Here is a 23,329-nt window from a genome sequence, read left to right as displayed (position 1 = left end):
ATGTCGATTCAGGAAGAACAAGAAACAAGCAATGCAGTCTCGGCAGGTTCGAAAAAGCGCAAAAGACCTGACCTGATCGCCGATCAGATTCGTGAGCGTATCGTTACGTCGGGACTTCAGGTTAGCGATCGGGTTCCCACGGCCTGGGTGGATCCGGAGCAGATGGGGGCTTCACGAGGAACCACGAGGGAAGCGCTCAAGCTGCTTGAGTTCCAGGGGCTGATCACGACAAAAACCGGTCCGGGGGGCGGTGTCTTTGTCTCGGCGATCGAAACGGATCATGCGATCCGGTTTCTTGACAATCTGTTTCTGTTCGAGCCACCGTCCATTGCAGACATCTATGCCTTGCGCAAGACGCTTGAGCCAGAGTTGGCGGCGAGTGTTGCCGGTCGTCTGTCGGCCGAGCAGTTTGGCCGCCTGCAGGCTCTGATCAATTTGTATGAGGATGATCCAAAGTCGGCGGATGAAGAATATAAACAGCGGCTGGCCGAGCTGGATTTTCATAAGGAGCTTGCCAAGGCTTCTCCTAATTCTTTGCTCGGTTTTGTCTGCCGGTTTCTTCTCAGCCTGCTGACCGACAAGACGGAGTGTCGGGCGATCTATTCCGAGCCGACACCTTGGCGGTTGCGCGAGCAGGGGATCAACTATCAGGTCCGATTGTTACGGGCTTTGAAAGTTGGTGATCAGGAGCAGGCCCGCTCGATTATGCGAGATCACATGATCGATGCCGAGGCTTTCATGCTTGAGCGGGCTGTTCTGATCAGGCCCTAGGTCCACTTGCAACGCGGTCAACCGGCCCCGCACGTTACTGGCAGTGCATTCAGTCAGGCTCTCTTGGCGATCGATGACGCTGCGAAGCAATCAGAAATGCTTGGAGCCGAAATCGACACGTCCATTCTGCGGGGGCGGACCGGTGGGCCCTTGCCAAGAAATCATGTTGTTGGCAGAAAAACTGGTTCATGAGCTAAGGGATTTGCCTGATTCCCCTGAAAATAAACATCGAAAGACAGGGCATATTGCTGGTTGCATTTTGTCTTTCTTGGTTGACGCAATAATTTCTCATTCGTGTATCTAATTGAATTATATCGCGTTTTTATGCTTGCCTTCATTGAAATCTTTGCGGTTCGCACGGCGATACTGCATTGATAAGAAAAGGTTGCAGGACAAAGCAGGATTGTTACACGCAAAATTAACCCGGCAAGTTGTTATACTATAATAACGTTGGTGCTGGAGGGTTTTGGTTCGCCCCGTGAAGGCACTTGCGTAACGGCGCCTGACTCATCGGGCATGCCGGTTTTAAGTGGGGCTCATAATGCATTCGATTTCGCTCATATCGGGGGTGAGGCGACAATTTTCTTCATCTCCTTCACTGGCGACAAAGACGACGATCTTTGTTGGTGCCAGTGCGATGGTTTTTGCCGTTTTACTTTGTGTTTTTTACTACAATTACACTCGCAAGATCGTGCTGGATTCGGAAATCCGAAACCTGCGTGAAGAAACCAGAATTGTCGCGCAGAAGTTTGCTGGTATCTATAAAGAGTTGCAAAATGAAGCTTTTATCATCTCCCAGCTGCCTCCCATTGCCGGGCTGATTGCTTCAACTCGTAACAATGATGTCGACCCCAAGGACGGATCCACCACCGCCCATTGGCGTGGCCGCCTTGAAACCATTTTCATCTCATTGTTGAGAGCGAGAAGCCACTATACCCAATTGCACTATATCGGCGTCGCTGACGGCGGGCGTGAGCTGGTGCGTGTGGATCAGACCAATGATGGTATCGATGTCGTCACCCCGCAGAATTTGCAACAAAAGGAAGGCGAACGCTACTTTCAGGAAAGCCTTCGTCTTCAAGCCGGACAGACCTATTTCTCTGACGTCACCTATAATCGCGAGCATGGCAAGGTTGATACGCTCATGACGCCGACGTTGCGGACTATCGTGCCGGTCTTTGATGATGACGGCCAGATGTTCGGGCTGGTTGTGATCAATGTGAATTATGAAAAACTGATGCAGCTTGGTCTCCAGAACAGCACGCCATCCCGTGTGGCCTATGCCATTAACAATCACGGCGACTATTTGAAAATTGACGCGTTAAGCAAATTTGGTTCGTTTGAGTTTCATGAAGACCAAAGCTATTTGCCGAGTGAGCTTGTTGCCCACTTCAAGGGTTATGAAAGCGACGAAGGCAGCTTCAAAAGTGAGGATGCGCTTAGTTACTTTGTCAAATTGAATGTCAATCCCGGCAATCCTGACGTGTTTGTCGGAGTCGCCCAGACAACCAGCCGTGCACAAGCGCTTGCTCCCGTGATCGCCTCGTTGCGGTCGTTCCTGTTTTTCTCATTCTTTCTGGTGGCATTGATCTCGTTGCTAACCCTGCCGCTGGCACGGCGCATGTCGCGGGCATTGCAAGCAATTGCAATGGCGCTTCAAAGTGAAGATGCGTCGCATTTCGGCTCTGATCTGCCCGTTTATATGCGTGATGAAATCGGTGCGCTGGCGCGTGCTTCCAGGCGGATGGCGCTGGATCTTAATGAAAGTCGGGCAAAAGCTGCTACGGTTCTGGAAAATGTTGCGGATGCGATCCTCACTTTCGACGATGAACAAGTGGTGATTGGCTCCAACCGGGCCGCTGAGCCGACATTTGGCTATAGTCGGGACACGTTGATTGGCAAGCGTGCCGAAGAGATCCTCCTCAGCCAAGATGGAGAACCAATCAGTTTTGTTGAGTTGCGCGAGGATCGTTTCTGGACTGGTTCAAAGGAACATGCGGAATATGAGGTGATCGGTTTGCATGCGAGTGGCCGAACCTTTCCGGCCATGTTGACGATGCGGCGTGTCGATATCACCGAGCGATTTCTGCTGACTGTTGTGGTGCGGGACATCACCGAACGCAAGCGGCAGGAAGAGGAGCGCGAAGACCTGATTGCTCGCCTGGTCAGGTCCAATCAGGAGCTTGACAGCTTTGCGCATATTGCGGCTCATGATCTGCGAGAGCCCTTGAGAGCAATTCACAATCATTCCAGCTTCCTTCTTGAGGATTACGATGACGTGCTGGACTGTGATGGCAAGAAACGGCTGGACAGACTGCAGTTTCTGACCAAACGGATGGAGAGGCTCGTGGCTGACCTGCTTCATTTTTCACGATTGGGACAACAGGATGCCGTTACCGAGCCGACAGATCTGGCGGCAGTTCTTGCTGATATCGAGATGACTTCACGGGATGGATTCGAGGCTGACCATGTCAAGCTGACCATTTCATCCGACCTGCCGACAGTGGTGTGTGACAAGGTGCGTGTTACCGAGGTCTTCCGCAACCTGATTGTCAATGCTGCAAAGTATAATGACAAGGATCAGAAGCTGGTTGACGTCGGCTATGATCCGCAGACAGGCATATTTTCCGTGCGTGACAATGGCGTCGGCATTGATGAGACCTATCACAATTCCGTCTTCAAGCTGTTCAAGCGATTGGAAAGTTCAAACGACTTCAGCGACGGAACCGGTGCTGGTTTGACCTTCGTTGAAAAAATTATCCATCAGCATGGCGGATCGATTTGGCTTCAGTCGGAGTTGGGCAAGGGTACAACATTCTTCTTCACCTTGTCCGCTTCCTCAGACCCCAAGACTTGCGCAGAAAGAGAGGCAGCATGATTGCGCATAGTGCCGTACAGCCCGTTCTGATTGTCGAGGATAGCGACGATGATTTTGAAGCAACTTCAAGGGCCTTCCTGCGGACAGGCAGCGTGAAACATCCGATACTGCGCTGTTCTTCCGGTCGCGAAGCACTCGATTTTCTCAAATATGGGGCCGTGGGCGAGGAGGACGATCTGGAGATCCTGCCGGGGCTGATCCTGCTGGATCTCAACATGCCAGGCATGGATGGTCGGGAGATTTTGCAAATCATCAAGTCTGACGAAGATCTCAAGTCCATTCCGGTGGTCGTGCTGACAACGTCGAACAATTATCTGGATGTCAGGGATTGTTACGAGAAGGGAGCAAACTCCTATGTCACAAAGCCGATCGAATTGGAGGGCTTTGTCAACACAATAGCGAGCATCAAGAAATTCTGGCTGGAGGTTTCGGCGCTCCCGAGGGTGGACAAAAATGACTAATCGACTCAACGTGATGATTGTCGATGATAGCGAAGACGATCGCGACTTATATAAGCATCTATTGACGAAGCAGGGTGGGGACACGCGCTATCGCTATTTTGAAGTTGCCTCTGCCAGAGAGGCAATTGCCCAATGCCAGTCTGTTAGTGTCGACTGTATCTTGCTCGACTTCAGTCTGCCCGGACGGAATGGTCTGGAACTGTTGGAAGAGTTGCAGGTCCACGAGAGTCATCTGCCAGTGGTGATGTTGACCGGACAAGGCAATGAGAAAATCGCAGCGGACTCCATCAAGGGGGGCGCTCAGGAGTATCTTTCGAAAAACGATCTGACCGGTTCAGCGCTGCAGCGGGTGATTCTCAATACGGTCGAGCGGGTCGCGTTGTTGCGAAAAATCGATGATCATCAAGCCGATCTTGCAACCTTCGCCAACGTGCTGGCGCATGATTTGAAAGCTCCGATCAATGTCATTCGCGGGATGAATGAGTTGATTCAGGAGGCAATAGAGGAAGAGTGTCACGATGAGGTGCAGGAGTTTTCTGATCGCATCGAACGGTCGGCACGACGCGCCTCGGAACTGATTGATACCTTGCGGATTTACAACAAGTCTTCCAATACGGACCGGCCTCTGCAATCGGCATGTCTGGCAGACCTGCTTCAGGATGCCCTTAACAATCTGCATTTCGACATTGAGGAAAGTCGGGCGGATATCACCCATGCACCTTTGCCAACCGTGCTCGCGGACCCGCCACAGATCGTTCAGTTGCTGCAAAATCTGATCGGCAATTCGATCAAATATTGCAAGGCAGACAAACCGCAGATCCATATTGATGCTCATCAGAAAGGCGACTTTTGGCAGATCGACATAAGGGATAACGGCATCGGCTTGGATGAGGAGGATCTGGTGTCCATCTTCAAGCCATTTCATCGGGCGCATAGCGAAGATGAGTATGCCGGAACCGGCCTGGGACTGGCGACCTGCAGACGGATTCTGGATCGGCATCGGGGCAAGATCTGGTGTCAGTCAGTAAAGGGCAAAGGGTCGACTTTCTCCTTCTCGCTGCTGCAGGCAGCGCACAATGTCCTGCCGGATGTGAGTGAGACGCAGGAAATAGTTCAGTTCGAACAGAAGATTGCTTTGTCCGGATAGATAATCTGTAATATTCTGTGAAGATTAAAGTTGAGACCAAGTCGGATTTGCATTTTGTTATGCGCATTTCCGTCGTAATGAATCTCATTCTTATTTCACTGTTTTTTATTATTGCGTTATTGTGGCTATAAATCATACTATTATTCTATAATGGCAAAAATTGTACAATTTTATTCAATATTAAAGTAAGTAAGGATAATGAAAATATAAAATCAAAAGGCTTGTTTATTAGACTAAATTAAATTTTTCTCCTTGATTATGGATGCTGAAGAAAGTTTGCGTCTATAAATATTTCATGGAGCTAGGCATGACAGTTCAAACAGAAGCACGAAAGGTATCGGAAACCACGTTAATCATGGTGGATGATAATGTTGACGAGATTTTTCTGACGCGGCGCAAGCTGCGCAAAGAGGGCATTGTCAACCGGTTTGTTTCCGAGCGGAAACCCGAGCGAATTTTCGAAGCGCTTGACGAGTTGATCGAGCTGGGGATCGAAAAGAGAACCTTCCTGATCCTGATGGATGTCAATATGCCTAAGATCAACGGTTTCGAAGCCTTGCAGAAGATCAGGGCGCACCCGGACTATGGTCAAGTGCCTGTGTTGATGTTCTCTGCTTCGGACGACCCGTCCGATATCTTCGAGTCGTTTGACGTCGGCAGCGATGGTTATATCGTCAAACCATTCACTTCAGAGGAATTCTTCGCGGCAATCAAGAATCTGCCGAAAGTAAAAACGCAATTGATGAGCTGATTTCTTGCGTCGCATGACCAGAGGTGACAAGGCCCATGTATCGTTTAAGACAGCTAAGGCAAAAGAAGATAACTGGCGGTCGCGTGGCGCTTGGCGTTTTCGCGATCTCCATGGCAACGACCATCGCGTCGTGTGTGTTCTTTCATCAGTGGCTTTGGACCGCCGTTGAACGTCGCTTTGCGATGCATGCTGCCAATATTGAATTGGCTGTCAAAATGAAAATGCACGCCCAGGAAACCAAACTTTGGGCGGGAGCCGGTTTGCTGCGAAGCCAGGTGCCGATGACCGGTGACGTTTGGCTGCAATTTGTTGACGGGCTCAGCCCGAGCCACCTGCAAAAAGGGGTTGAGGGGTATGGCTATGCCGGGCTGATTGGTTCGAGTGAGGCCGGACGCGCTCTGGCTGGCCAGACGTCGGGCCAATCGGTGGACCGGGAAGTGGGTGACAAGCTTGCTGAGAAAGCCGGACAGTCCGTAAACCTGTCACAAAAATTCACCACAACACGATTTGCTACATCCTTCACCGATGGTGATGCGGTTGCTGTCGGGTCTGACCTCTGGTCAAATCTGGCTTACCGCGAGGCAATGGCTCGGGCGCGCGACAGTGGCAAGCTTGCCATTGGCAATGCCGAGACCAGCAGCATGGCAGGCCGTCGGAACCGTTTCACTATGTTTGTGCCAGTTTATCAGAGGGGCACCGCAGCAGACGGATTGGCTGCGCGGCGTCAGAAGCTTCAGGGTTTTGTCTTCAGCCCGATTGATGGGCTGGATTTCTTCGATGGACTCGGAGTGGTCACCGCAGAGGGGATTGATTTCGAGGTTTTTGATCGCAGCTCTGATGGCCTGTCCCATCGGATTTATGGCAGCGATCAGGCAACCGCCGACAAGGTGGAAATGTCAGGATTGGATACCATCGTCAGACAGGTCGAGATGGGTGGCAAACAGTGGACACTGACCTTTGCTGCCACACAGGCCTTCGTGACGAGAGCTGAACGCTTCCTGCCGCTTCTGTTTGGCGTGATCGGTATGCTGATTTCACTGCTTCTTTATCTGGTCACGCGGTCGTTGGGCAATGAACAACATCGTGCATTGATCACGGCCCGTCGCATGTCGCATCGCTTGCTGGTCGAAAAGGACCGGGCTCAAGCCTCCGCGGAGACAGAAGAGCTGTTGCGTGAAGGCTTCGAGAAGGCTTGTCGGAAGCTGCAGGCAAAGAATGAGGATCTGATGCGGTTTTCTTCGATTGTCGCCCATGATCTCAGAGCGCCGCTCAAACGGATCGAAGGGTTTGTTGAACTCTTACGAGACGATCTGGACGCCGATATGAATGAGACGGAAACGAGGGATGTCATGACGCGACTCCAAAGGTCGTCGAGTCGGATGCGGAACATGATCGATTCCTTCCAGAACTACACCAAGTATGGCAATCCGAATTTCAGTCACTTTCCAATCCGCCTCAATGTGATGGTGCAGAGTCTGCTGGACATGAAAGAAAACGAACTGAAATCCGCGCATGTGTCGTTTGATATCGATGAGCAACTCGAGATCTATGCGGACACACATATGATCGAAACAGTCTTTTCCAATCTGATCGACAATGCGGTCAAGTTTGCCGGTAGCAACAAGGCGAAGATCCGGATCTCTGCATCAGAGCTTCACAATGGAATGGTCGAAATTCTGGTGAGCGATCATGGGATCGGCATTGAACCGCGATATTACAACAAGGTGTTCGAGATGTTTGCGCGTCTTCATAACGATGATGAATATCAAGGCACAGGCATTGGGCTCGCCGTCTGCAAAAAGATTGTCGAGGATCATGGCGGGGAAATTTCGGTTGTGACCATGCCGGGCGCCAAGACCAGCATTCGTTTTACCGTCGCGTCCTACCAACCGGCGAGCAATTGCGTCAGCGAAGCGATTGCGGCCTGATTCATCCTTCATGTCCTAGAAGCATGTGATCGTATCTTGCAAAAGCGGCCCGACAGGATTTGTCTCCTGTCGGGCCGCTTTTTATGATGGGCTGCGTGAGGCCCAGTTGGAAAATAGTCCGGTGTATCAATCTGCTGGGGGGAGAGGCTGCGATAATCCTCTTTCGCCGGATTGGTGATATTGCGTTGGCCGCCAATGCCTTGCGGGAAGCTGCAGGGCTGGTCAGTCATACCAGTGATATGGTGTTTGAGATACCTTCGATTGCCAATGATATTAGCGAGGTCGTGAGCCCCAGCGCCCCAGCGCCCCTGTGTCTAGTGCCCCAGTGCCCATACCGGCGAAGTCAAGCAGGAGGCTCCCCGTTTCCAATTCTCGAAAAGGAGGCTTGGCGGTTTGGCGTTAACTGGCTATGCGGCCTCGATATTCGGTCATTTCCAGAAAGTCCATCAAGGCATCTGCGTGCATGGCCTTGCTGAAGACAAATCCCTGCACTTCGCTGAAGCCTTCGCTCTCGATTGCTTTCAATCGCTTTTTGTCCTCAACCCCTTCTGCGGTGCAGTCAATGCCCAATTCACGGCTCAGACCGACAATCGCCCGGACAATGGCCAGAGAGTTGTCATCATTCCCCATGGCTTTGATAAAGGAACGGTCGACCTTGATCTTGTCGAACGGGAACATCCGCAAATAGCTCAGCGAGGAGTAGCCGGTACCAAAGTCATCAAGGGCAATACGGACTCCCAGATCATGCAGACGTTTGAGCAGCTTGATGTTGGCTGCGTTGTCGTCGAGTAGAACCGTTTCAGTGATTTCAAGCTCCAGACGCTGCGGCTCCACCTGATACTTGTTCAGCAGGTTGCTGACGGTGTCATAAAGCGTCTCGTCATTCAGCTGAATCGGCGACAAATTGACCGCTACCCGGATGTCGTCTGGCCAGTTGGCTGCTGTTTTGAGCGCTTCTTCCAATGCCCATTCTCCAAGGGTGTTGATGAAGCCATTTTCTTCTGCCAACGGAATGAACAGGGCAGGGGAAACCGCGGTGTCATCCATCGGGTTCCAGCGCATCAAGGCTTCAAAGGAGCGCACTTCGCCGGAATCTGTGTCGATGATCGGTTGATACTGCATCTGGAATTCAGACTTGTTGAAGGCTTCCAGCATGTATTTTTCCAGCGACTCTTTCGCCCGGATGTCTTCTTCCAGTTTGGTGGTGAACATCGCAAAGCACTTTCGGCCCATATTTTTGGCATGATAGAGCGCGATGTCGGCCGCCTTGTAGATACCGTCGGTGGTTTCACAATGGTCAGGCGCAATGGCTATGCCGATGCTGGCTGCGGCAGAGACAGTTTGTCCTTCCAGAATGAAGTTCTCTTCGAGAATTGCCAGAATGGCTTCTGCCAGCGTCCTGGAGCTTGCATGAATGTCATTTGAGTGGTGGATGATGGCAAACTCATCGCCGCCCAGTCGGAAGACCAGATCGCCCGGCGAGCAAACTTTCTGCAAACGTATGGCGACCTGTTGCAGCAGTTCATCGCCTGCCTTGTGGCCGAGGGTGTCATTGATGGATTTGAAGCGGTCGAGATCCAGCACCATAACGGACGCGGCTTCACCGTCTTTGGCCCGTCTGATGACGTTCTCCAGCGTATCTGCAAATAGGTTGCGATTGAAAAGGCCGGTTAGGGAATCGTGATGGGCCATATGCAGAACCTTCGCCTCTGCATTCAGGCGCTCCGTGATGTCCTTGTGGATCGAGACCCAGCCTTCAGAGGTTTTCTGGATGGTCACAGAAATCGCTCGACCATTGTCGAGGCGCCAGGTGTGGGCAAACGACTGGTTGGACCGCACCTTGGTGATGAGATCATGACAGGACATCTCCTCGCTGGCGCCATCGAGATTTTTCCGAATCTTTGCTCCGATCAGTTCGCAGTATTTCTGGTTTGATTGGTCGTCCGCCTGATCAAGCTCATAGAGCTCGTTGAATGACTGGTTTTTCAGAATGATCCTGAAATTCTGATCAAAAATGCACAGACCGACAGGCATGTTGGAAAGCACCGCATCGAGGCGCTTGGCTTCGCGTTCGACAACTTTTGACAATTCAAGCCGACGCTGGGCAACCTCCTGATAGGCTTTTGCTGCATTGGTGATGAAGCCGATTTCGTCCTTTCTGTCCGGAAAGTCGGGAATGCGGGTCAAATAGTTGCCTTCCGTGAGGCGTCGCAATGTCGAACTCAGATTCAACAGCGGATTGCTGATCCGGATGGTAATCCAGCGCAGCAAGGCAATCAATGTGAGGAGCAGGAGGATGAAACTGATCACCATCATGCGCTTGGACTGGTTGATGGAATCGCGATGGGCCATGTTGGCCTGCGCATGTTCGCGGTTGATGGTCTCAATCGACGACTCGATCTTGGCGAGGGCGCGTTTCAGCGAAGTCTTTGCGGTTTTGTCAAACCGGGAATAGGCGATTTTATACTGCCCGGAATTCAACTTGTTGAGCGCGGTCGCCGCTTCCATCAGATAGGTTTGCATGTGATTTTGAAACGCATCGTAATCGTCGCTCTCCCTGTTGGTCAGGCCCAAGCTACTCAGGGAAACTTGTTCCACAAACAGGCTGAGTTCGGTCTCCTTGATCGCAGTCTTGATCCGCGCCAATTCCCGGAAATCATTGGTTTGCAGTTGTTGTTTGGACAGGACAAAATGCTGATTGCTGAGCGCCTTGATATCGTTCCATATCTGACGTTTTGGTACGATGGAGGTGGTTACCAGCTGCGCGATCTGTTCAGTTTTTCTCAATTCCATGAATGTGAAAACACCGCCACAAAACACCACGGCGAGCGCAAGAGCGAATGCCAGAAAGAGCCGTGAACCAATGGAATGAATTTTCATTTTCAAACTGACGCTCCTTATGAAAGCGTGTCGTAATTCGATGTGGGCGCGCCATTTGGGCCTATTGCAGGAAGCTGAACCGGCGCCACATTGCATAATTTTTGCGAAATTCGATGTAGGAGTCATAGACCCGTTTAAAATTCGGAGTGTTGGCAGATTGCTCTGCGGCCACTTCCAGCCAGGCATCTTCAAAGGCAACAAGCAATTCCGGCTCCCAGCGTTTGAAGATGACACCATCCATACGCAACTGGTTCATTGCCCGCCATTGGACCGCTTCACTCTTGGCGATCATGCCGCGCATGACATCACCGCAGGTGATTTCGATCATCGCCTTATGCTGATCTGGCAGGGCATCCCATCTGGTCTTGTTGATGAACAGCATGAACAGGGTGGCCTGCTGCTGCCAGCCGGGAAAATAGTAAAATTTGGCATATTTGGAAAAACCGAGTGGTTGGTCGATTGCCGGGGCAGAATATTCGGCAGCGTCGACTTCTCCCGATTCAAACGCGGTCATCAGGTCGGTGGATGTCAGTTGCACAGTTTCGACACCCAGCTTTTGCATGACCATTGCGCCAAGCCCGAAAATCCGCATACGAAGGCCTGACAGGTCCTCAACATTGCGGATTTCCTTGGGAAACCATCCTGCTGCTTCAGGGGAAATCATGCCACAAGGCACATTGTGCACGTTGTATTTGTGAAACATCTGACGGGAGAGTTCGAGACCGCCCCCCTCATAAAGCCAGGCGAGATATTCGCTGATGCTGGGACCAAAAGGGACACTGGAGAAAAAGTTGAAGGCGCTGTCCTTGGAGGAGAACCAGCCTGCACCGGACCAGGCACCATCAATCTTGCCCTCAGACACCGCAGAGATCACTTCCTTGGCGGGCGCCAGCTCGTTGGGTTCGTGAAAGGCAACAGAAAAGGTGCCGCCTGACAGGCGATCGATCTTTTTTGACAGGCCTGTATTGACGGTTCCTGCAATTGGAATGTCGCGCGGAAAAGTGCTGGCGATGTTGATCGTGGTTCTGGTTTCTTGTGTTTCTGCTTGCGTTGTCCCCGTTGCAAGCAAGACCATCATAAGTGTGGTAGAAACAAGAAGACTTCTTTCTCTTAAGCAGGTCATGCCAAAACGCCCCCAATGCGCTTCAAAATCTGACCGCGACTATGCCTGCTAAGAATGAAGATTTCTTGCTTTACTTGGATATTGATGTAAGTTTTAATTGATTTGATTAAACGGAGATTAATTCACTGTGGTATAAAACTTAATTGACGTGTTTTGTATTTATATACATGGATGACTGCTTTGATTTCGGTTTCTTTATTGGTCGTGAATTGTTGAGGTTGATAAAAGGGTGTTCTATTTTGGGCGTAACAAGCCAGCTGCAAAGCTTGGACAGGTGACGGCGTCCAGCAACGAGTAGACCGGAAGGCCCGTGGCCTGATGCAATGCCTGCTGGTAGGGCGGCAGGTTGCCGCATTCGAGCAAAAAGGCCTGAAGATCATGATGCTTGGCCATCATGCCGCGTGCCTTGGCGATCAGTTCTTGTTCGATCGCAGGCCGGTCGATGGGCCCCGTCTGTTGGCTTTTGGGACGCAGAATGGCATTGGCGAATGCTTGGCATTGTTCCAGCCCCTCAATCACAACGTCATCATTGTTAATGCCTGCGGCCAACAGGGCGGTGTCGCCGAGGGCAGTTTTGGAGGCGGTCAGAATGCCGATGCGCCCTGAAGGGTGATGTCGCTTGATCCGTGCATAGGAGCATAGAGCCGATAGAAGCACGGGGATCGCAACGGCGCGGGCAAGTTCGTCCTGTATGGTGATCAGGAAGCCACAGGTTGAGGTGAGGGCGGCTGCACCTTCGGCCTCCAACTGACGGGCTGTCTGAATGAATGCCTCAATATGGGCGTCGGATGGTTTGCCGTCTCTGACGATTTCAAGGCTTCCTGCGCCCTTAACAACCGCCAGTCGGGCCGGGAAGGGATAGGATGCCGGATTGCCTGCATCCCCCAAGGGGCGCTCGAACCGGGTATCGAGCATGAGGATTCCCAGAAAGGGCGCAGTGGTGTGGGTCGGGTCGGTCATTTCTTTGGTCTGCTTTCTGTCGCGTCAACCAATAACATAATGATGTTGGCTTGATTGTTTCAACGAAAATGCAACAGCCAGCCTGTCTGGCGGATCGGACCCCAGTCTAAATTCGCTCAGACATCGGCTTCGGAATTGATAGGAGATCTCTAGCGAGAACTACCTAGGCTCTTGGCAGGTCGTTCCGGCAAATTGCCGCAAAGCGATAGTAAGTGCGGAGTTTTGACGGAATTTTGGGCAAATCGCCACAAATTGCATCTTGGGTTTTTGTCACAAACCTGCGACTGTTCAGGTCAAGGAGCATCGGTGATGACAGAATCTGTTCTTGTTTGTGGCGCCGGCATGGTCGGCACATCCATCGCGTTGGAGTTGCAGCGCCGGGGCATGAAGGTCACGCTGCTGGATCGGCGCGAGCCGGGGCTAGAGACTTCGCACGGCAATGCGGGCATCATCACCCGAACCTCACTGGTTCCGATCAACAACCCCATGCTGTGGCAGCAATTGCCCAAATTGATGCTCAATCAATCTGCGTCGATGCGCTACAAGCTTGGCTTCATGCTCAAGAATACCGGCTGGGCGATCCGCTTTTTGTTGCATGCCCGACCCTCGGCGTTTGAGCGGACAGCCAAGGCTCTGTTTGATCTGATTGAATTGTCCCGAAGTGAGCATGCCCGTCTGATCAAAGAGGCTGAGGCTCAGCATTTGGTGCAAGATGATGGCTGGTTGTTTCTCTATCGCAGCATGAAGGATTTCAACAATGCGGCCTTTCTGCGCCAAACCTATCAGCGCTTTGGTCTTGATATGCAGATGCTGGAGAAGGGTGATATTGCGGCGATGGAGCCGGGTCTGAAGCCGATTTTCGAGCAAGGGGTCTGGATCCGCGATACCCGCTCGATCCGCGACCCTTCGGCTCTGGTGCAGGCCTATGCCAAATTGTTTGTGACGCGCGGCGGGACCCTTGCAAAGGCCAATCTGGTAGCCATCGAACAGAGTGCCGATCGTTGGCACGTCAAAGCGAGCGATGGAGAACACTTTTCCGCGGACAAGCTGGTGATCGCGCTGGGGCCATGGTCGAAGGACTTTTTGGCGCGCTTTGGTTTCCAAGTGCCGATGGGCTATGAGCGCGGCTATCACATGCATTATTCCGGTTCCGGGCGTGGTGAGGGGACCGACGAGGTGACAGAGCTGAGCCGTCCGATCTATGATGTCTCTGCGGGCTATGTGTTGGCACCGATGCGCGGCGGCTTGCGGCTTTGCACCGGCGTTGAGTTGGCAGACATTGATGCCGAGAAGAACTTTGCGCAACTGGAGCTGGCCGAGGCCTCGGCCAGACAGGCGGTGACGCTCGGCGAACGGCAGCTTGACGAGCCATGGATGGGATGCCGACCCACTATGCCCGATTGCCGACCGGTGATCGGGGCAGCTCCCGGTCAAAAGGACTTGTATTTTGCCTTTGGCCACCAGCATATTGGCGTCAATACCGGTCCGGGAACGGCCAGAATCCTAGCCGACCAGATAGAAGGTCGGGAGCATAAACTGCAATCCGAACCGTTTCGTCCAGAGCGGTTCATTCGTCCAAGAAAACAATAATCACCATCAATCATAACCTTCCAATAATCAGGGGAACATTTTCATGAAAGTCAAACTTCTTCTTGCTTCTGTTGCTTGCACTGCACTGATGGGGGCGTCTGCCCAAGCGGAAAAATGGGATATGGCACTGGCTTATTCGGCCACCAATTTCCATTCCGAGGCTGCTGCTGAGTTTGCCAAAGATGTGGCCGAGAAAACCGGTGGCGCGCTGGAAATTACCACCCATCCATCAGGTGCCCTGTTTGGTGGCTCCGAGATTTTCGGCGCGGTTCGCAAAGGCCTCGTGCCAATCGGTGAACGCCTGATTTCGGCTTTGGGCAATGAGAATCCGCTCTATGAGATTGACTCGATCCCATTCCTTGCGACCTCTTTTGCTGATTCCAAAAAGCTCTACGAGGCCTCCAAACCGGCTCTGGTCGAGACGCTCGCCAAAGCACGCATCGAGTTTCTCTATTCTTGCCCATGGCCACCACAGGGTTTTTATTCCATCAAGGAAGCCAAGGTTCCTGCGGATGTGGAAGGCCTGAAGTTCCGTGCCTATAATGCCACCACCTCGAAAATTGCCGAGAGTCTGGGCATGGCTCCAACCAAAATTGAAGCGGCTGAACTGAGTCAGGCCTTTGCGACCGGTGTTGCGCAGTCGATGATTTCGTCCGGCGCCACCGGCTATGACCGCAAGCTCTGGGAGCATGTGAAATATTATTATGATGTGAAAGCATGGTTGCCGCGCAACATGGTCATCGTCAATGGCAAGGCATGGGCGCGCCTTGATGACAGCGTCAAAGCCGCGGTCAAGGAAGCGGCGGCCACTGCCGAGGCCAAATGCTGGACCAAATCCGAAGAGCTGGACAGCTGGTATATCGAACAGTTCAAGGAAAAAGGCATGATGGTTGCCCCTGCAAGCCCAGACATGATGAAGGCGTTTGAAAAAGCGGGCAGTGAGTTGAAAGCCCAGTGGCTTGAGCGGGCCGGGGAGTCCGGTGCGGCCATCCTGAAAGCCTATGAAGGCATGTAAGACAATGGATGGGAGGGCCTATGGGCTCTCCCGTTTTGCTTTGCAGTCGCCCTTGGCTTGCTGAAATCAGTCTTAATTCAGGATTTCCATCATGGCTCAGATCAGCCGGTTTTTGGACCGGATCTATCTTATCGGTGCATGGGGCGCCGGGTTGTTGCTCGTTCTGCTGTGCTGTCTGGTGCTTTATAGCATCCTTGCCAGACAGATCGGCCTGTTTGCGGGCGGTGCGTCCGACGTTGCGGGCTATGTCATGGCGACAAGCACCTTTATGGCGCTGGCCTATACCTTCCGAAGTGAGGGGCATATTCGCGTCACCCTGATGACCCAGCGCTTTTTCGGGGCCGCTCGGCGTGGCTTTGAATTGTGGGCGCATTTCGTCATCGCCTCGGTCGCCTGTTTTCTCGCCTATTACATGGTTCGTCTGATGCTGGATTCGTATGAATATGGGGAGCGTAGCGAGGGCGCGGATGCGATCCTGTTGTGGATCCCGCAGACCCCTGTGGTGATCGGCTCGATCCTGTTCGCTATTTCCACCATTCATGTCTTGATGATCGCCCTGTTCAACTATCGCGAAATCGACCCGGAACGGGTGGCTGATGGAGGGCCGCAAGAGGTATGACCGAAGCGCTTTCCATTGCCATATTCCTGTTTGCCCTGTTTTTCCTGCTGGGCACGTCTGTCTGGGTGGGGGCGTCGCTGCTGATCACCGCCATTTTGGGCATGTTTCTGTTCACCTCGGCTCCGATTGGCGACGCAATGGCGCTGACCATCTGGGGGGAGCAGTCCTCCTGGACATTGACAGCCTTGCCTTTGTTCATCTGGATGGGGGAAATTCTGTTCCGCACCAACCTGTCGGAAACCCTGTTTCGCGGCATTGCCCCCTTCATGCGGCGTCTGCCCGGCGGATTGCTGCATGTGAATGTCGGGGCCTCGGCGATTTTTGCGGCCATTTCCGGCTCGTCGGCGGCAACCGTTGCCACCGTGGGCAAAATGGCCATTCCAGAGCTACGCAAGCGTGGCTATCCGGAAACCCAGATCGTCGGCTCGCTTGCCGGGGCCGGGACGCTTGGATTGTTGATCCCGCCTTCCATCTCGATGATCATTTACGGGGTGACGGTCAATGAGAGCATTGCGCGTCTGTTCATGGCGGCAATGATCCCGGGCGTGGCTCTGGCCTTGATGTTCATGGGCTATATTGCCTTTTGGGGTCTGCGCAATCCCTCGCTGGTTAAGCAAGATCCGTCGACCAGCTGGTCTGAAAAAATGGATGCTTTCCTCGGCCTGTTGCCGGTGATCGCGCTGATCCTGTCTGTGATTGGGTCGATCTATGGGGGGATCGCTACCGCAACCGAAGCCGCAGCCCTTGGGGTGTTGGGATCGCTCATTCTGGCGGCGTTTCAGCGGACCTTGTCGATAAAGACGTTCCGCGAGTCTGTGTTGGGCTCGGTGCGGACGACGACGATGATCATGTTCATTCTGATGGGGTCGGGCTTTCTTTCCCTTGCCATGGGCTTTACGGGCATCCCGAAAGCGCTGGCTGAGGGCATCGCCGCATGGCAGCCTTCGCCTCTGTCGCTGATCATCATTCTGACGCTGTTTTACATTCTGCTTGGCTGCTTCCTTGATGGCATTTCCTCCATCGTTCTGACGATGGCGGTTATCGAGCCAATGGTGCGGGCGGCGGGTTTTGATATGTTGTGGTTCGGGGTCTATTTGATGATCGTGGTTGAAATGGCCCAGATTACCCCGCCAATTGGCTTCAATCTGTTCGTGCTGCAAGGCATGACGGGGCATGATATCGGCTTCATCGCCAAGGCCTCGATCCCGAGCTTCTGCGTGATGTGTCTGTTTGTCATGTTGCTGGTGATGTTCCCTGATCTGGCGCTCTGGTTGCCAGAGGTTTTGAAATAGGAGGGCACTATGGCAGGAACCATTCTGGTCGCGATCGATCTGGAACATCGCAACTGCGCTATCAAGGCGCTTGGGGAAGGGGCTGAGTTGGCTCGCCTGAAGGGAGCTGAATTGCATGTTTGTTATGTGCTTGCCTATGGGTTTCACACCTATGTCCAGCCTTATTTGATGGAAGAGGTGATCAAGGACACGATCAAACATGTCAAAGAAGATTTGAAATATTTGGTCAAAGAAGCCGGGCTTGATAGCGATACAGTCGTTCAGCATGTGCTCAAGGGTGGAGTGCATCAACAGATCCTGTTGCTGGCTGAGAAGCTGAAATGCGCCTATCTGGTGCTCAATGCCTCAAAGCCCGATGCGTTGGCTGGGGTAACCGGACCTGTGACGGCGCAGATTTGTCGCTATGCCCCCTGCAGCCTGCTGATCATCCGCTAGTCTGTCGCACCGCTTCTTGCGATCCAAACAAAAAGGCGCCCCGAATGCTCGGAGCGCCTTTTCTCTTGCTTGTCGTTTGCTGATTTCGACTTATTCTGCAGGGACCGCAGCTTCGTTGACCGGACGCTTCAAGGCAATCAGAAGGGCCGTGGTGATCAGCGTACCGATGACGATCGAGAGGATATACATGGGCAGGTTGCTGACCGCATTCGGGATCGCCAGAACGAAGGCTCCGCCGTGTGGTGCACGCAGGCCTGCGGCAAAGAACATCGACAGGGCACCGGTGACCGCAGAGCCGATCATGATGGATGGGATCACCCGCAGTGGATCTTTTGCAGCGTAAGGAATGGCGCCTTCAGTGATGAAGGAGAGGCCAAGGACGGCTGCGGCTTTGCCTGCTTCACGCTCATCGTCGGTGAAGCGGTTTTTGGCAACAACGGTGGCCAGAGCCAAACCCAGAGGAGGGGTCATGCCAGCGGCCATGACGGCAGCCATTGGGGCAAAGGTGTCGCTGGTCAGCAGGCCAACCGAGAAGGCATAGGCGGCTTTGTTGACCGGGCCACCCATATCGAAGGCCATCATGGCACCAAGGACAAGACCGAGCAGCACTGCGTTGGTCTGGCCCATGCTCTGCAGCATGGCGGTCAGGCTTTCGTTGATGTAACGAACCGGTTCGCCGATGACATAGACCATCAGAAGGCCGACAATCGCGGTGGAAAGCAATGGCAGAATGAGGATTGGCATCAGGCCTTCAAGGGATGATGGCAGCTTGATATTGTCTTTGAGCCACAGAGCGACGTAACCGGCAAGGAAACCGGCGAGAATGCCGCCAAGGAAGCCTGCGCCAAGATTGACAGCCAACAGCCCGCCGATCAGGCCGGGGGTGAGGCCGGGACGGTCAGCAATGGAATAGGCCATGAAGCCAGCCAGAACCGGAACCATCAATTTGAAGGCAGCGCCGCCGCCAATGGCCATCAGAGCGGCAGCAAGGGTGCCTTCTTCTTTAAAGGCTTCAATGCCGAAGACGAAGGACAGGGCGATCAGCAGACCACCAGCCACAACGACTGGCAGCATGTAGGAAACGCCGGTCAGAAGATGCTTGTAAGGGCCGCTGCGTTTGGCCTGAAGGGCGGCCTTGGCTTCGGCGACAGACTGCATGGAGCCTTCGCTGCCGGCTGCAGCAGGGGCTGCGGTTTCGGCTTCTGCGAAAGCTGCCTTGATGACGGCGCTTGCATCCTTGACCGAGGCGCCGACCGAGGTGCGATAAATCGGCTTGCCAGCGAAACGGCTTTCGTCGACATGGGTGTCGGCAGAGATGATCACCAGATCTGCGGCTGCAATATCTTCGGCGGTCAGCTGGTCCTTGGCCCCAACGGAGCCTTGCGTCTCGACTTTGATGTCATAGCCTTCTGCTGCGCCCTTTTTCTTGAGGGCGTCAGCGGCCATGAAGGTGTGGGCGATGCCCGTTGGGCATGACGTCACAGCGACAATGCGCTTTTTGGATGATTCTGACGTAGACACGGCTTCCTCCTGCTTCGAATCACGCGTGTTTGGGGCCGGAAATCCGGCAATTTTCAGTGCGTCCGAGAGGGTGTCTTCGGTCTTCCGGATCGCGGCACTGGTTGTCGTAATGGTGGTCTTCAGGCCCTCAAAGCGGGTCTGATCAATGCTCTGGTCGATGGCGAGGATGGCGAGATCCGCGCTGTCGATCTGGTCCTGTGAGAGCGGGGTGGTGACCCCGTTCGGGCCCTGACATTCGATGCTGATGGAATGGCCTGCATCCTCTGCGACTTTGCGCAGGGCTTCTGATGCCATTCTTGTGTGTGGCTCGCTGTCGCGATTGGCCGTTACACCGACAATCTTTGCCATTGTCGTTTGTCTCCTCTCAAAAATCCAAAGGCTCAATGGTCACTTGCGTGGCAAAGGCCTCGATTGTGTCACGCGGGGGCAGATGCGGCCCGATTTCGCCGAGCGCTCCCAGAGAAAATCCGGTGGCCAGACGGCCAAGGTCCGCGAGGGACAAGCCCTTGCTCCGGGCATCAATGATGCCGGACACCATGGCATCGCCTGCTCCGACCGTGCTTTTGACGTTGGCCTTTGGCGGCTGGGCCAGCAGCACTTCATCCTTGTTGATGAAGATGGCGCCTTGCTCGCCCATGGAGACGGCGATCAGTTCAACCTTGCCTGCGGTTGCTTCGCGGGCCGCTGCCACCACCTCTTGAGGGGAGGAAAGCGGGCGTCCGACCAGTTCGGCCAACTCGCTGATATTGGGCTTGATGATGTCGGGACCGGCTTCCAGAGCCGCCGCAAAGGACGGGCCGCTGGCGTCAAGCGCGACTTTTTTGCCCTTGGCTTTGAGGTGTTCGGTCAGGTCGCGATAGATGGTGGCGGGCAGGTCGGCAGGCAGGCTGCCAGCCAGCACAAAGGTCTCGACACCTGCCGCACACAAAGCCTCAATTTGGGCTTCAAGCTCGGCGAGGGCTGCTTGACTGTTGGCAAGGCCCGGCGCGTTGATGTCTGTGATTTCGAGTTTCACCCCATCGACGATCTTCATATTGACGCGGGTCAGGCCGGGCAGGCGGACAAAGTGATCGGCGATGGCCTGACGGACAAAGAGCTGCTCGAAAAGGCCCGCATTGTCAGCGCCCAAAATGCCTGTAGCAGCGATCGTGTGGCCCATATGGGAGAGGAAGCTGGCCACATTAACGCCCTTGCCACCTGCATCGAGCTGCTGTTCGGCAATGCGGTTGACGTCGCCTGCGGCAAAGTCGGGGATCTGGACCGTCTGGTCAATCGCCGGATTGAGGGTGACGGTGGCGATGGTTGGATGCTTGCTCATGATATGATCCTCGCTTCCCGTCTCAACCGAGTTTGCGCACATCAGTGGCGCTGTGGCAGGCAAGGGCCTCGGCGGCAATCGCTTGGGCTTCTGCCATGGAGCGGGAGCGAATGCGGGCCTTGACCGCAGCAATCGCAGGGATGCTGACGCTCAATTCCTTGACGCCAAGGCCAGTGAGGATGTCGGCACCGAGCGGATCGCCCGCAATGCCACCACAAGCCCCAACCCAGATGCCCGCGGCATCGGCGGCTTCGACGGTTTTGCGGATCAGGCGCAGAACGGCCGGGTCCAGCCCGTCGGCCATTTTGGCCAATTGCGGATGCATCCGGTCCATGGCCAAGGCATATTGGGTCAGATCGTTGGTGCCGATGGAGAAGAAGTCGACCTCACGGGCCAGTTCTTCTGCCATCATCACGGCAGATGGGATTTCGATCATCATGCCGATTTCGATTGGCTCGGCCCCTACCTCGATGCGGACCTCTTCGGTGATCCGTTTGGCAGCCCGCAACTCGTCAATCGTGGCTATCATTGGATACATCAGACGCAGCGGGCCGTGAGCCGAAGCTCGGAAAATGGCACGCAACTGGCGGCGGAACAGCTCTTCCTGCAAGAGGCACAGGCGGATGCCACGCACGCCGAGGAAGGGGTTCATTTCTTCCGGCATGCGCAAATAAGGCACATCCTTATCGCCACCAATATCCAGTGTGCGGACAATCATTGGCAGCCCATCCATGGCTTTGAGCATGGCGCGGAGGGCTTCATATTGCTCGTCTTCGTTCGGCTCTGACGCCCGCTGGAGGAACTGGAATTCGGTGCGCAGCAGGCCAACGCCTTCGCCGCCCGCTTCGATGGCGGCAGAGGCCTCGTCGACGCTGCCGATATTGGCAACCACTTCCACCCGGCTGCCATCTGTCATGATGGCGGGCTGGTAGCAGGCCAGCCGTTCGGCTTCGATCTGGGCGGCATGAAGGTGTTGGGCCTCTGCAGCGGCCTTGTGATCCGCATCAGTTGGTGCGGCAACGAGCAGTCCCGAAGAGCCATCGAGAATGATGTCGTTGCCATCCTGAAGGGACAGGCAGTCCTTGCCAGCGCCAACCACGGCGGGAATGTCCATGGAACGCGCAATGATGGCAGTGTGGGAGGTTGGACCGCCCGAGGCCGTGCAGAGGCCAAGAACGAGTTTGGTGTCAAGACCTGCCGTGTCAGACGGGGTCAGGTCGTCGGCGATGAGGATGACCGGGCTGTCTGGCAGATCCGGATCGTCTTCCACCTTGTCGGCCAGTAGCTTGAGGAGGCGACGGCCCACATCGCGCAGATCGAGCGCGCGGGCGGCGAGGATTTCCTCTTTCATGGCAGCCAGCGAGGCGGCATGTTCTTGATAAATCTGCTGCCAGGACCAACCGGCACTGTGGCCCATGTCGATCAGCTTGCGCACTTCGGCGATCATTTCCGGATCGTCGAGAAATTCGGTCTGGGCCTTGAAGATAGCGGCTTTGCCAGCGCCGGATTTGTTGAGCATGTCGGTATAGAGCTCGGACAGTTCGGTGCGAGCCGCTGTCAGCGCAGCATCAAGGCGAGCCTGCTCGGAACCACTGTCATTGGCCGCTTTCTCCTCGACAACAATGCGCCCACGCTGAAAATGCTTCAGCGGGCCGATTGCAATGCCGGGGGAGGCGGAAATGCCAGCAATCACCGTGCCTTGATACTGCGCGACAGGGTGGGGACCCATAGAAGCGGGGGAGGCTTCGCTTGCGGCTTCTTCTTCGTCTTCAAGTCCATTTTCAAAGGCGGTCTGGATGGCGGCCAGCGCCTTGATGGCATCAGGCCCTTCGGCGCTGACACGGATGGTTGAGCCGTGATCAATGCCGAGCTTTAAAAGGCCGATCAGGCTTTTCGCGTCGCCAGCCTTCATGCCGTTGCGGACGCGGATATTGGCGTCAAAGCTTTTGGCAAGGTCGATCAGGGCCGTGGCCGGACGGGCATGCAGGCCGTGCGGGCTGGTGATCGTATAGTCAAAGCCTTCGTCGAAATCTTCTGGCCTTTCGGTCGGCTCATCGGCTTTGACGACGTTGCCTCCAGATAGGCGCATGGCGATTTCGCTTGCATCCTTGGTCTGGGCAAGGCGGGCTGCTTCTTCGGGGTCACCAAGCACGTCGGTCAAATTGGAGAGGACGGTCAGATGTTCGTCGCTTTTGGCGGCAATGCCGACCACCAGATGGGCCAAGCCGCCGTCATTCCATTCAACGCCTTCGGGCAGCTGGAGCACGGCGACGCCGGTCTCAAGGATCAGCTCGCGGTCTTTCGGGATGCCGTGGGGGATGGCAATGCCATTGCCAAGGAAGGTGTTGGCGACCTCTTCACGGGCCATCATGCTCTCGATATAGCCCGGCTCGATATTGCCCGACTTGACCAGCAATGCACCAACCTTGGCGATGGCTTCGGCTTTGGTTGCGGCCGTGGCGCCGATCTCGATTGCTGATTCCTTGAACTGCATGCTGTCCTCCGATTGTTCCCGTAAGAGCGCCTTACTGGCTGCTGTCCTCTTCGCTGCCACTTTCCTTGCAAGATCTGTTTTGCAGGTCTGCAGGCTGGCGGGATAATAAATCTACTTATATGATTTATTGGGCAATTGATATTTGA

The 23,329-nt window shown here is 54.2% G+C and carries 17 protein-coding genes; 11 read left to right on the top strand and 6 right to left on the bottom strand.

Annotation, left to right across the window (positions count from 1 at the left end):
- From DSD30_RS08455 to DSD30_RS08430, 6 genes are all read left to right on the top strand, one after another.
- A complete protein-coding gene (locus DSD30_RS08455) occupies window positions 1-771 on the top strand; it encodes a FadR/GntR family transcriptional regulator (protein ID WP_114009192.1) in 771 nt (256 codons plus the stop codon).
- A 637-nt stretch (window positions 772-1,408) separates the two neighbouring features.
- Window positions 1,409-3,649, top strand: coding sequence for a sensor histidine kinase (locus DSD30_RS08450; protein ID WP_198662880.1), 2,241 nt, complete (start codon window positions 1,409-1,411; stop codon window positions 3,647-3,649).
- Window positions 3,646-4,110 (top strand): response regulator, encoded by a 465-nt coding sequence (locus tag DSD30_RS08445; RefSeq protein ID WP_114009190.1) that lies wholly within the window; start codon window positions 3,646-3,648, stop codon window positions 4,108-4,110. Before DSD30_RS08450 ends, DSD30_RS08445 begins: the two co-directional genes overlap by 4 nt.
- Window positions 4,103-5,257 carry a hybrid sensor histidine kinase/response regulator gene (locus DSD30_RS08440; protein ID WP_114009189.1) on the top strand — a complete coding sequence of 385 codons (1,155 nt, stop codon included), beginning with the start codon at window positions 4,103-4,105 and terminating at the stop codon, window positions 5,255-5,257. The genes DSD30_RS08445 and DSD30_RS08440 overlap by 8 nt, the downstream gene beginning before the upstream one ends.
- 307 nt (window positions 5,258-5,564) lie before the next feature.
- Window positions 5,565-6,008 (top strand): response regulator, encoded by a 444-nt coding sequence (locus tag DSD30_RS08435; protein ID WP_157967616.1) that lies wholly within the window; start codon window positions 5,565-5,567, stop codon window positions 6,006-6,008.
- Between the two features lie 215 nt (window positions 6,009-6,223).
- Window positions 6,224-7,936, top strand: coding sequence for a sensor histidine kinase (locus DSD30_RS08430; protein WP_198662879.1), 1,713 nt, complete (start codon window positions 6,224-6,226; stop codon window positions 7,934-7,936).
- Window positions 7,937-8,335: 399 nt separating this feature from the next.
- Here DSD30_RS08430 and DSD30_RS08425 read toward each other — a convergent pair whose 3' ends face one another.
- From DSD30_RS08425 to DSD30_RS08415, 3 genes are all read right to left on the bottom strand, one after another.
- Entirely contained in the window at window positions 8,336-10,816 is a 2,481-nt protein-coding gene (locus DSD30_RS08425) for a bifunctional diguanylate cyclase/phosphodiesterase (protein WP_245418440.1), read from the bottom strand.
- Window positions 10,817-10,877: 61 nt separating this feature from the next.
- Entirely contained in the window at window positions 10,878-11,891 is a 1,014-nt protein-coding gene (locus DSD30_RS08420) for a TRAP transporter substrate-binding protein (protein WP_157967615.1), read from the bottom strand.
- A gap of 282 nt (window positions 11,892-12,173) precedes the next feature.
- Window positions 12,174-12,899 carry an aspartate/glutamate racemase family protein gene (locus DSD30_RS08415; protein ID WP_114009184.1) on the bottom strand — a complete coding sequence of 242 codons (726 nt, stop codon included), beginning with the start codon at window positions 12,897-12,899 and terminating at the stop codon, window positions 12,174-12,176.
- A 309-nt stretch (window positions 12,900-13,208) separates the two neighbouring features.
- On the opposite strand from DSD30_RS08415, the gene DSD30_RS08410 reads away from it, so the two are divergent.
- The 5 genes from DSD30_RS08410 to DSD30_RS08390 all read left to right on the top strand — a co-directional run bounded on the left by DSD30_RS08410 (window position 13,209) and on the right by DSD30_RS08390 (window position 17,850).
- Window positions 13,209-14,489 (top strand): NAD(P)/FAD-dependent oxidoreductase, encoded by a 1,281-nt coding sequence (locus DSD30_RS08410; RefSeq protein WP_114009183.1) that lies wholly within the window; start codon window positions 13,209-13,211, stop codon window positions 14,487-14,489.
- 43 nt (window positions 14,490-14,532) lie between these two features.
- Window positions 14,533-15,504, top strand: a complete 972-nt coding sequence (locus DSD30_RS08405) for a TRAP transporter substrate-binding protein (protein WP_114009182.1) — start codon at window positions 14,533-14,535, stop codon at window positions 15,502-15,504.
- A gap of 91 nt (window positions 15,505-15,595) precedes the next feature.
- Window positions 15,596-16,123 (top strand): TRAP transporter small permease subunit, encoded by a 528-nt coding sequence (locus DSD30_RS08400; protein WP_114009181.1) that lies wholly within the window; start codon window positions 15,596-15,598, stop codon window positions 16,121-16,123.
- A complete protein-coding gene (locus tag DSD30_RS08395) occupies window positions 16,120-17,415 on the top strand; it encodes a TRAP transporter large permease (protein ID WP_114009180.1) in 1,296 nt (431 codons plus the stop codon). The genes DSD30_RS08400 and DSD30_RS08395 overlap by 4 nt, the downstream gene beginning before the upstream one ends.
- A 9-nt stretch (window positions 17,416-17,424) precedes the next feature.
- A complete protein-coding gene (locus tag DSD30_RS08390; protein WP_114009179.1) occupies window positions 17,425-17,850 on the top strand; it encodes a universal stress protein in 426 nt (141 codons plus the stop codon).
- 90 nt (window positions 17,851-17,940) lie between these two features.
- Here DSD30_RS08390 and DSD30_RS08385 read toward each other — a convergent pair whose 3' ends face one another.
- From DSD30_RS08385 to ptsP, 3 genes are read right to left on the bottom strand one after another with little or no spacing between them, the layout of a single operon-like run.
- Window positions 17,941-19,719, bottom strand: coding sequence for a PTS fructose-like transporter subunit IIB (locus tag DSD30_RS08385; RefSeq protein WP_114009178.1), 1,779 nt, complete (start codon window positions 19,717-19,719; stop codon window positions 17,941-17,943).
- 16 nt (window positions 19,720-19,735) lie between these two features.
- Complete coding sequence (gene pfkB, locus DSD30_RS08380; RefSeq protein ID WP_114009177.1) at window positions 19,736-20,689, bottom strand: 1-phosphofructokinase; 954 nt, start codon at window positions 20,687-20,689, stop codon at window positions 19,736-19,738.
- A gap of 22 nt (window positions 20,690-20,711) precedes the next feature.
- Window positions 20,712-23,183 carry a phosphoenolpyruvate--protein phosphotransferase gene (ptsP, locus tag DSD30_RS08375; RefSeq protein WP_114009176.1) on the bottom strand — a complete coding sequence of 824 codons (2,472 nt, stop codon included), beginning with the start codon at window positions 23,181-23,183 and terminating at the stop codon, window positions 20,712-20,714.
- Window positions 23,184-23,329: the final 146 nt, after the last annotated feature.

Source organism: Cohaesibacter intestini, assembly GCF_003324485.1.
Lineage (GTDB): Bacteria > Pseudomonadota > Alphaproteobacteria > Rhizobiales > Cohaesibacteraceae > Cohaesibacter > Cohaesibacter intestini.
Note: the sequence above shows the minus strand (reverse complement) of the source record. Positions and strands in the feature narration are given on the sequence as shown.

Coding starts and splice junctions, on each gene's coding strand:
- DSD30_RS08455 (WP_114009192.1), top strand. CDS start 1: ATGTCGATTCAGGAAGAACAAGAAACAAGCAATGCAGTCTCGGCAGGT.
- DSD30_RS08450 (WP_198662880.1), top strand. CDS start 1,409: ATGGTTTTTGCCGTTTTACTTTGTGTTTTTTACTACAATTACACTCGC.
- DSD30_RS08445 (WP_114009190.1), top strand. CDS start 3,646: ATGATTGCGCATAGTGCCGTACAGCCCGTTCTGATTGTCGAGGATAGC.
- DSD30_RS08440 (WP_114009189.1), top strand. CDS start 4,103: ATGACTAATCGACTCAACGTGATGATTGTCGATGATAGCGAAGACGAT.
- DSD30_RS08435 (WP_157967616.1), top strand. CDS start 5,565: ATGACAGTTCAAACAGAAGCACGAAAGGTATCGGAAACCACGTTAATC.
- DSD30_RS08430 (WP_198662879.1), top strand. CDS start 6,224: ATGAAAATGCACGCCCAGGAAACCAAACTTTGGGCGGGAGCCGGTTTG.
- DSD30_RS08425 (WP_245418440.1), bottom strand. CDS start 10,816: ATGAAAATTCATTCCATTGGTTCACGGCTCTTTCTGGCATTCGCTCTT.
- DSD30_RS08420 (WP_157967615.1), bottom strand. CDS start 11,891: ATGGTCTTGCTTGCAACGGGGACAACGCAAGCAGAAACACAAGAAACC.
- DSD30_RS08415 (WP_114009184.1), bottom strand. CDS start 12,899: ATGACCGACCCGACCCACACCACTGCGCCCTTTCTGGGAATCCTCATG.
- DSD30_RS08410 (WP_114009183.1), top strand. CDS start 13,209: ATGACAGAATCTGTTCTTGTTTGTGGCGCCGGCATGGTCGGCACATCC.
- DSD30_RS08405 (WP_114009182.1), top strand. CDS start 14,533: ATGAAAGTCAAACTTCTTCTTGCTTCTGTTGCTTGCACTGCACTGATG.
- DSD30_RS08400 (WP_114009181.1), top strand. CDS start 15,596: ATGGCTCAGATCAGCCGGTTTTTGGACCGGATCTATCTTATCGGTGCA.
- DSD30_RS08395 (WP_114009180.1), top strand. CDS start 16,120: ATGACCGAAGCGCTTTCCATTGCCATATTCCTGTTTGCCCTGTTTTTC.
- DSD30_RS08390 (WP_114009179.1), top strand. CDS start 17,425: ATGGCAGGAACCATTCTGGTCGCGATCGATCTGGAACATCGCAACTGC.
- DSD30_RS08385 (WP_114009178.1), bottom strand. CDS start 19,719: ATGGCAAAGATTGTCGGTGTAACGGCCAATCGCGACAGCGAGCCACAC.
- pfkB (WP_114009177.1), bottom strand. CDS start 20,689: ATGAGCAAGCATCCAACCATCGCCACCGTCACCCTCAATCCGGCGATT.
- ptsP (WP_114009176.1), bottom strand. CDS start 23,183: ATGCAGTTCAAGGAATCAGCAATCGAGATCGGCGCCACGGCCGCAACC.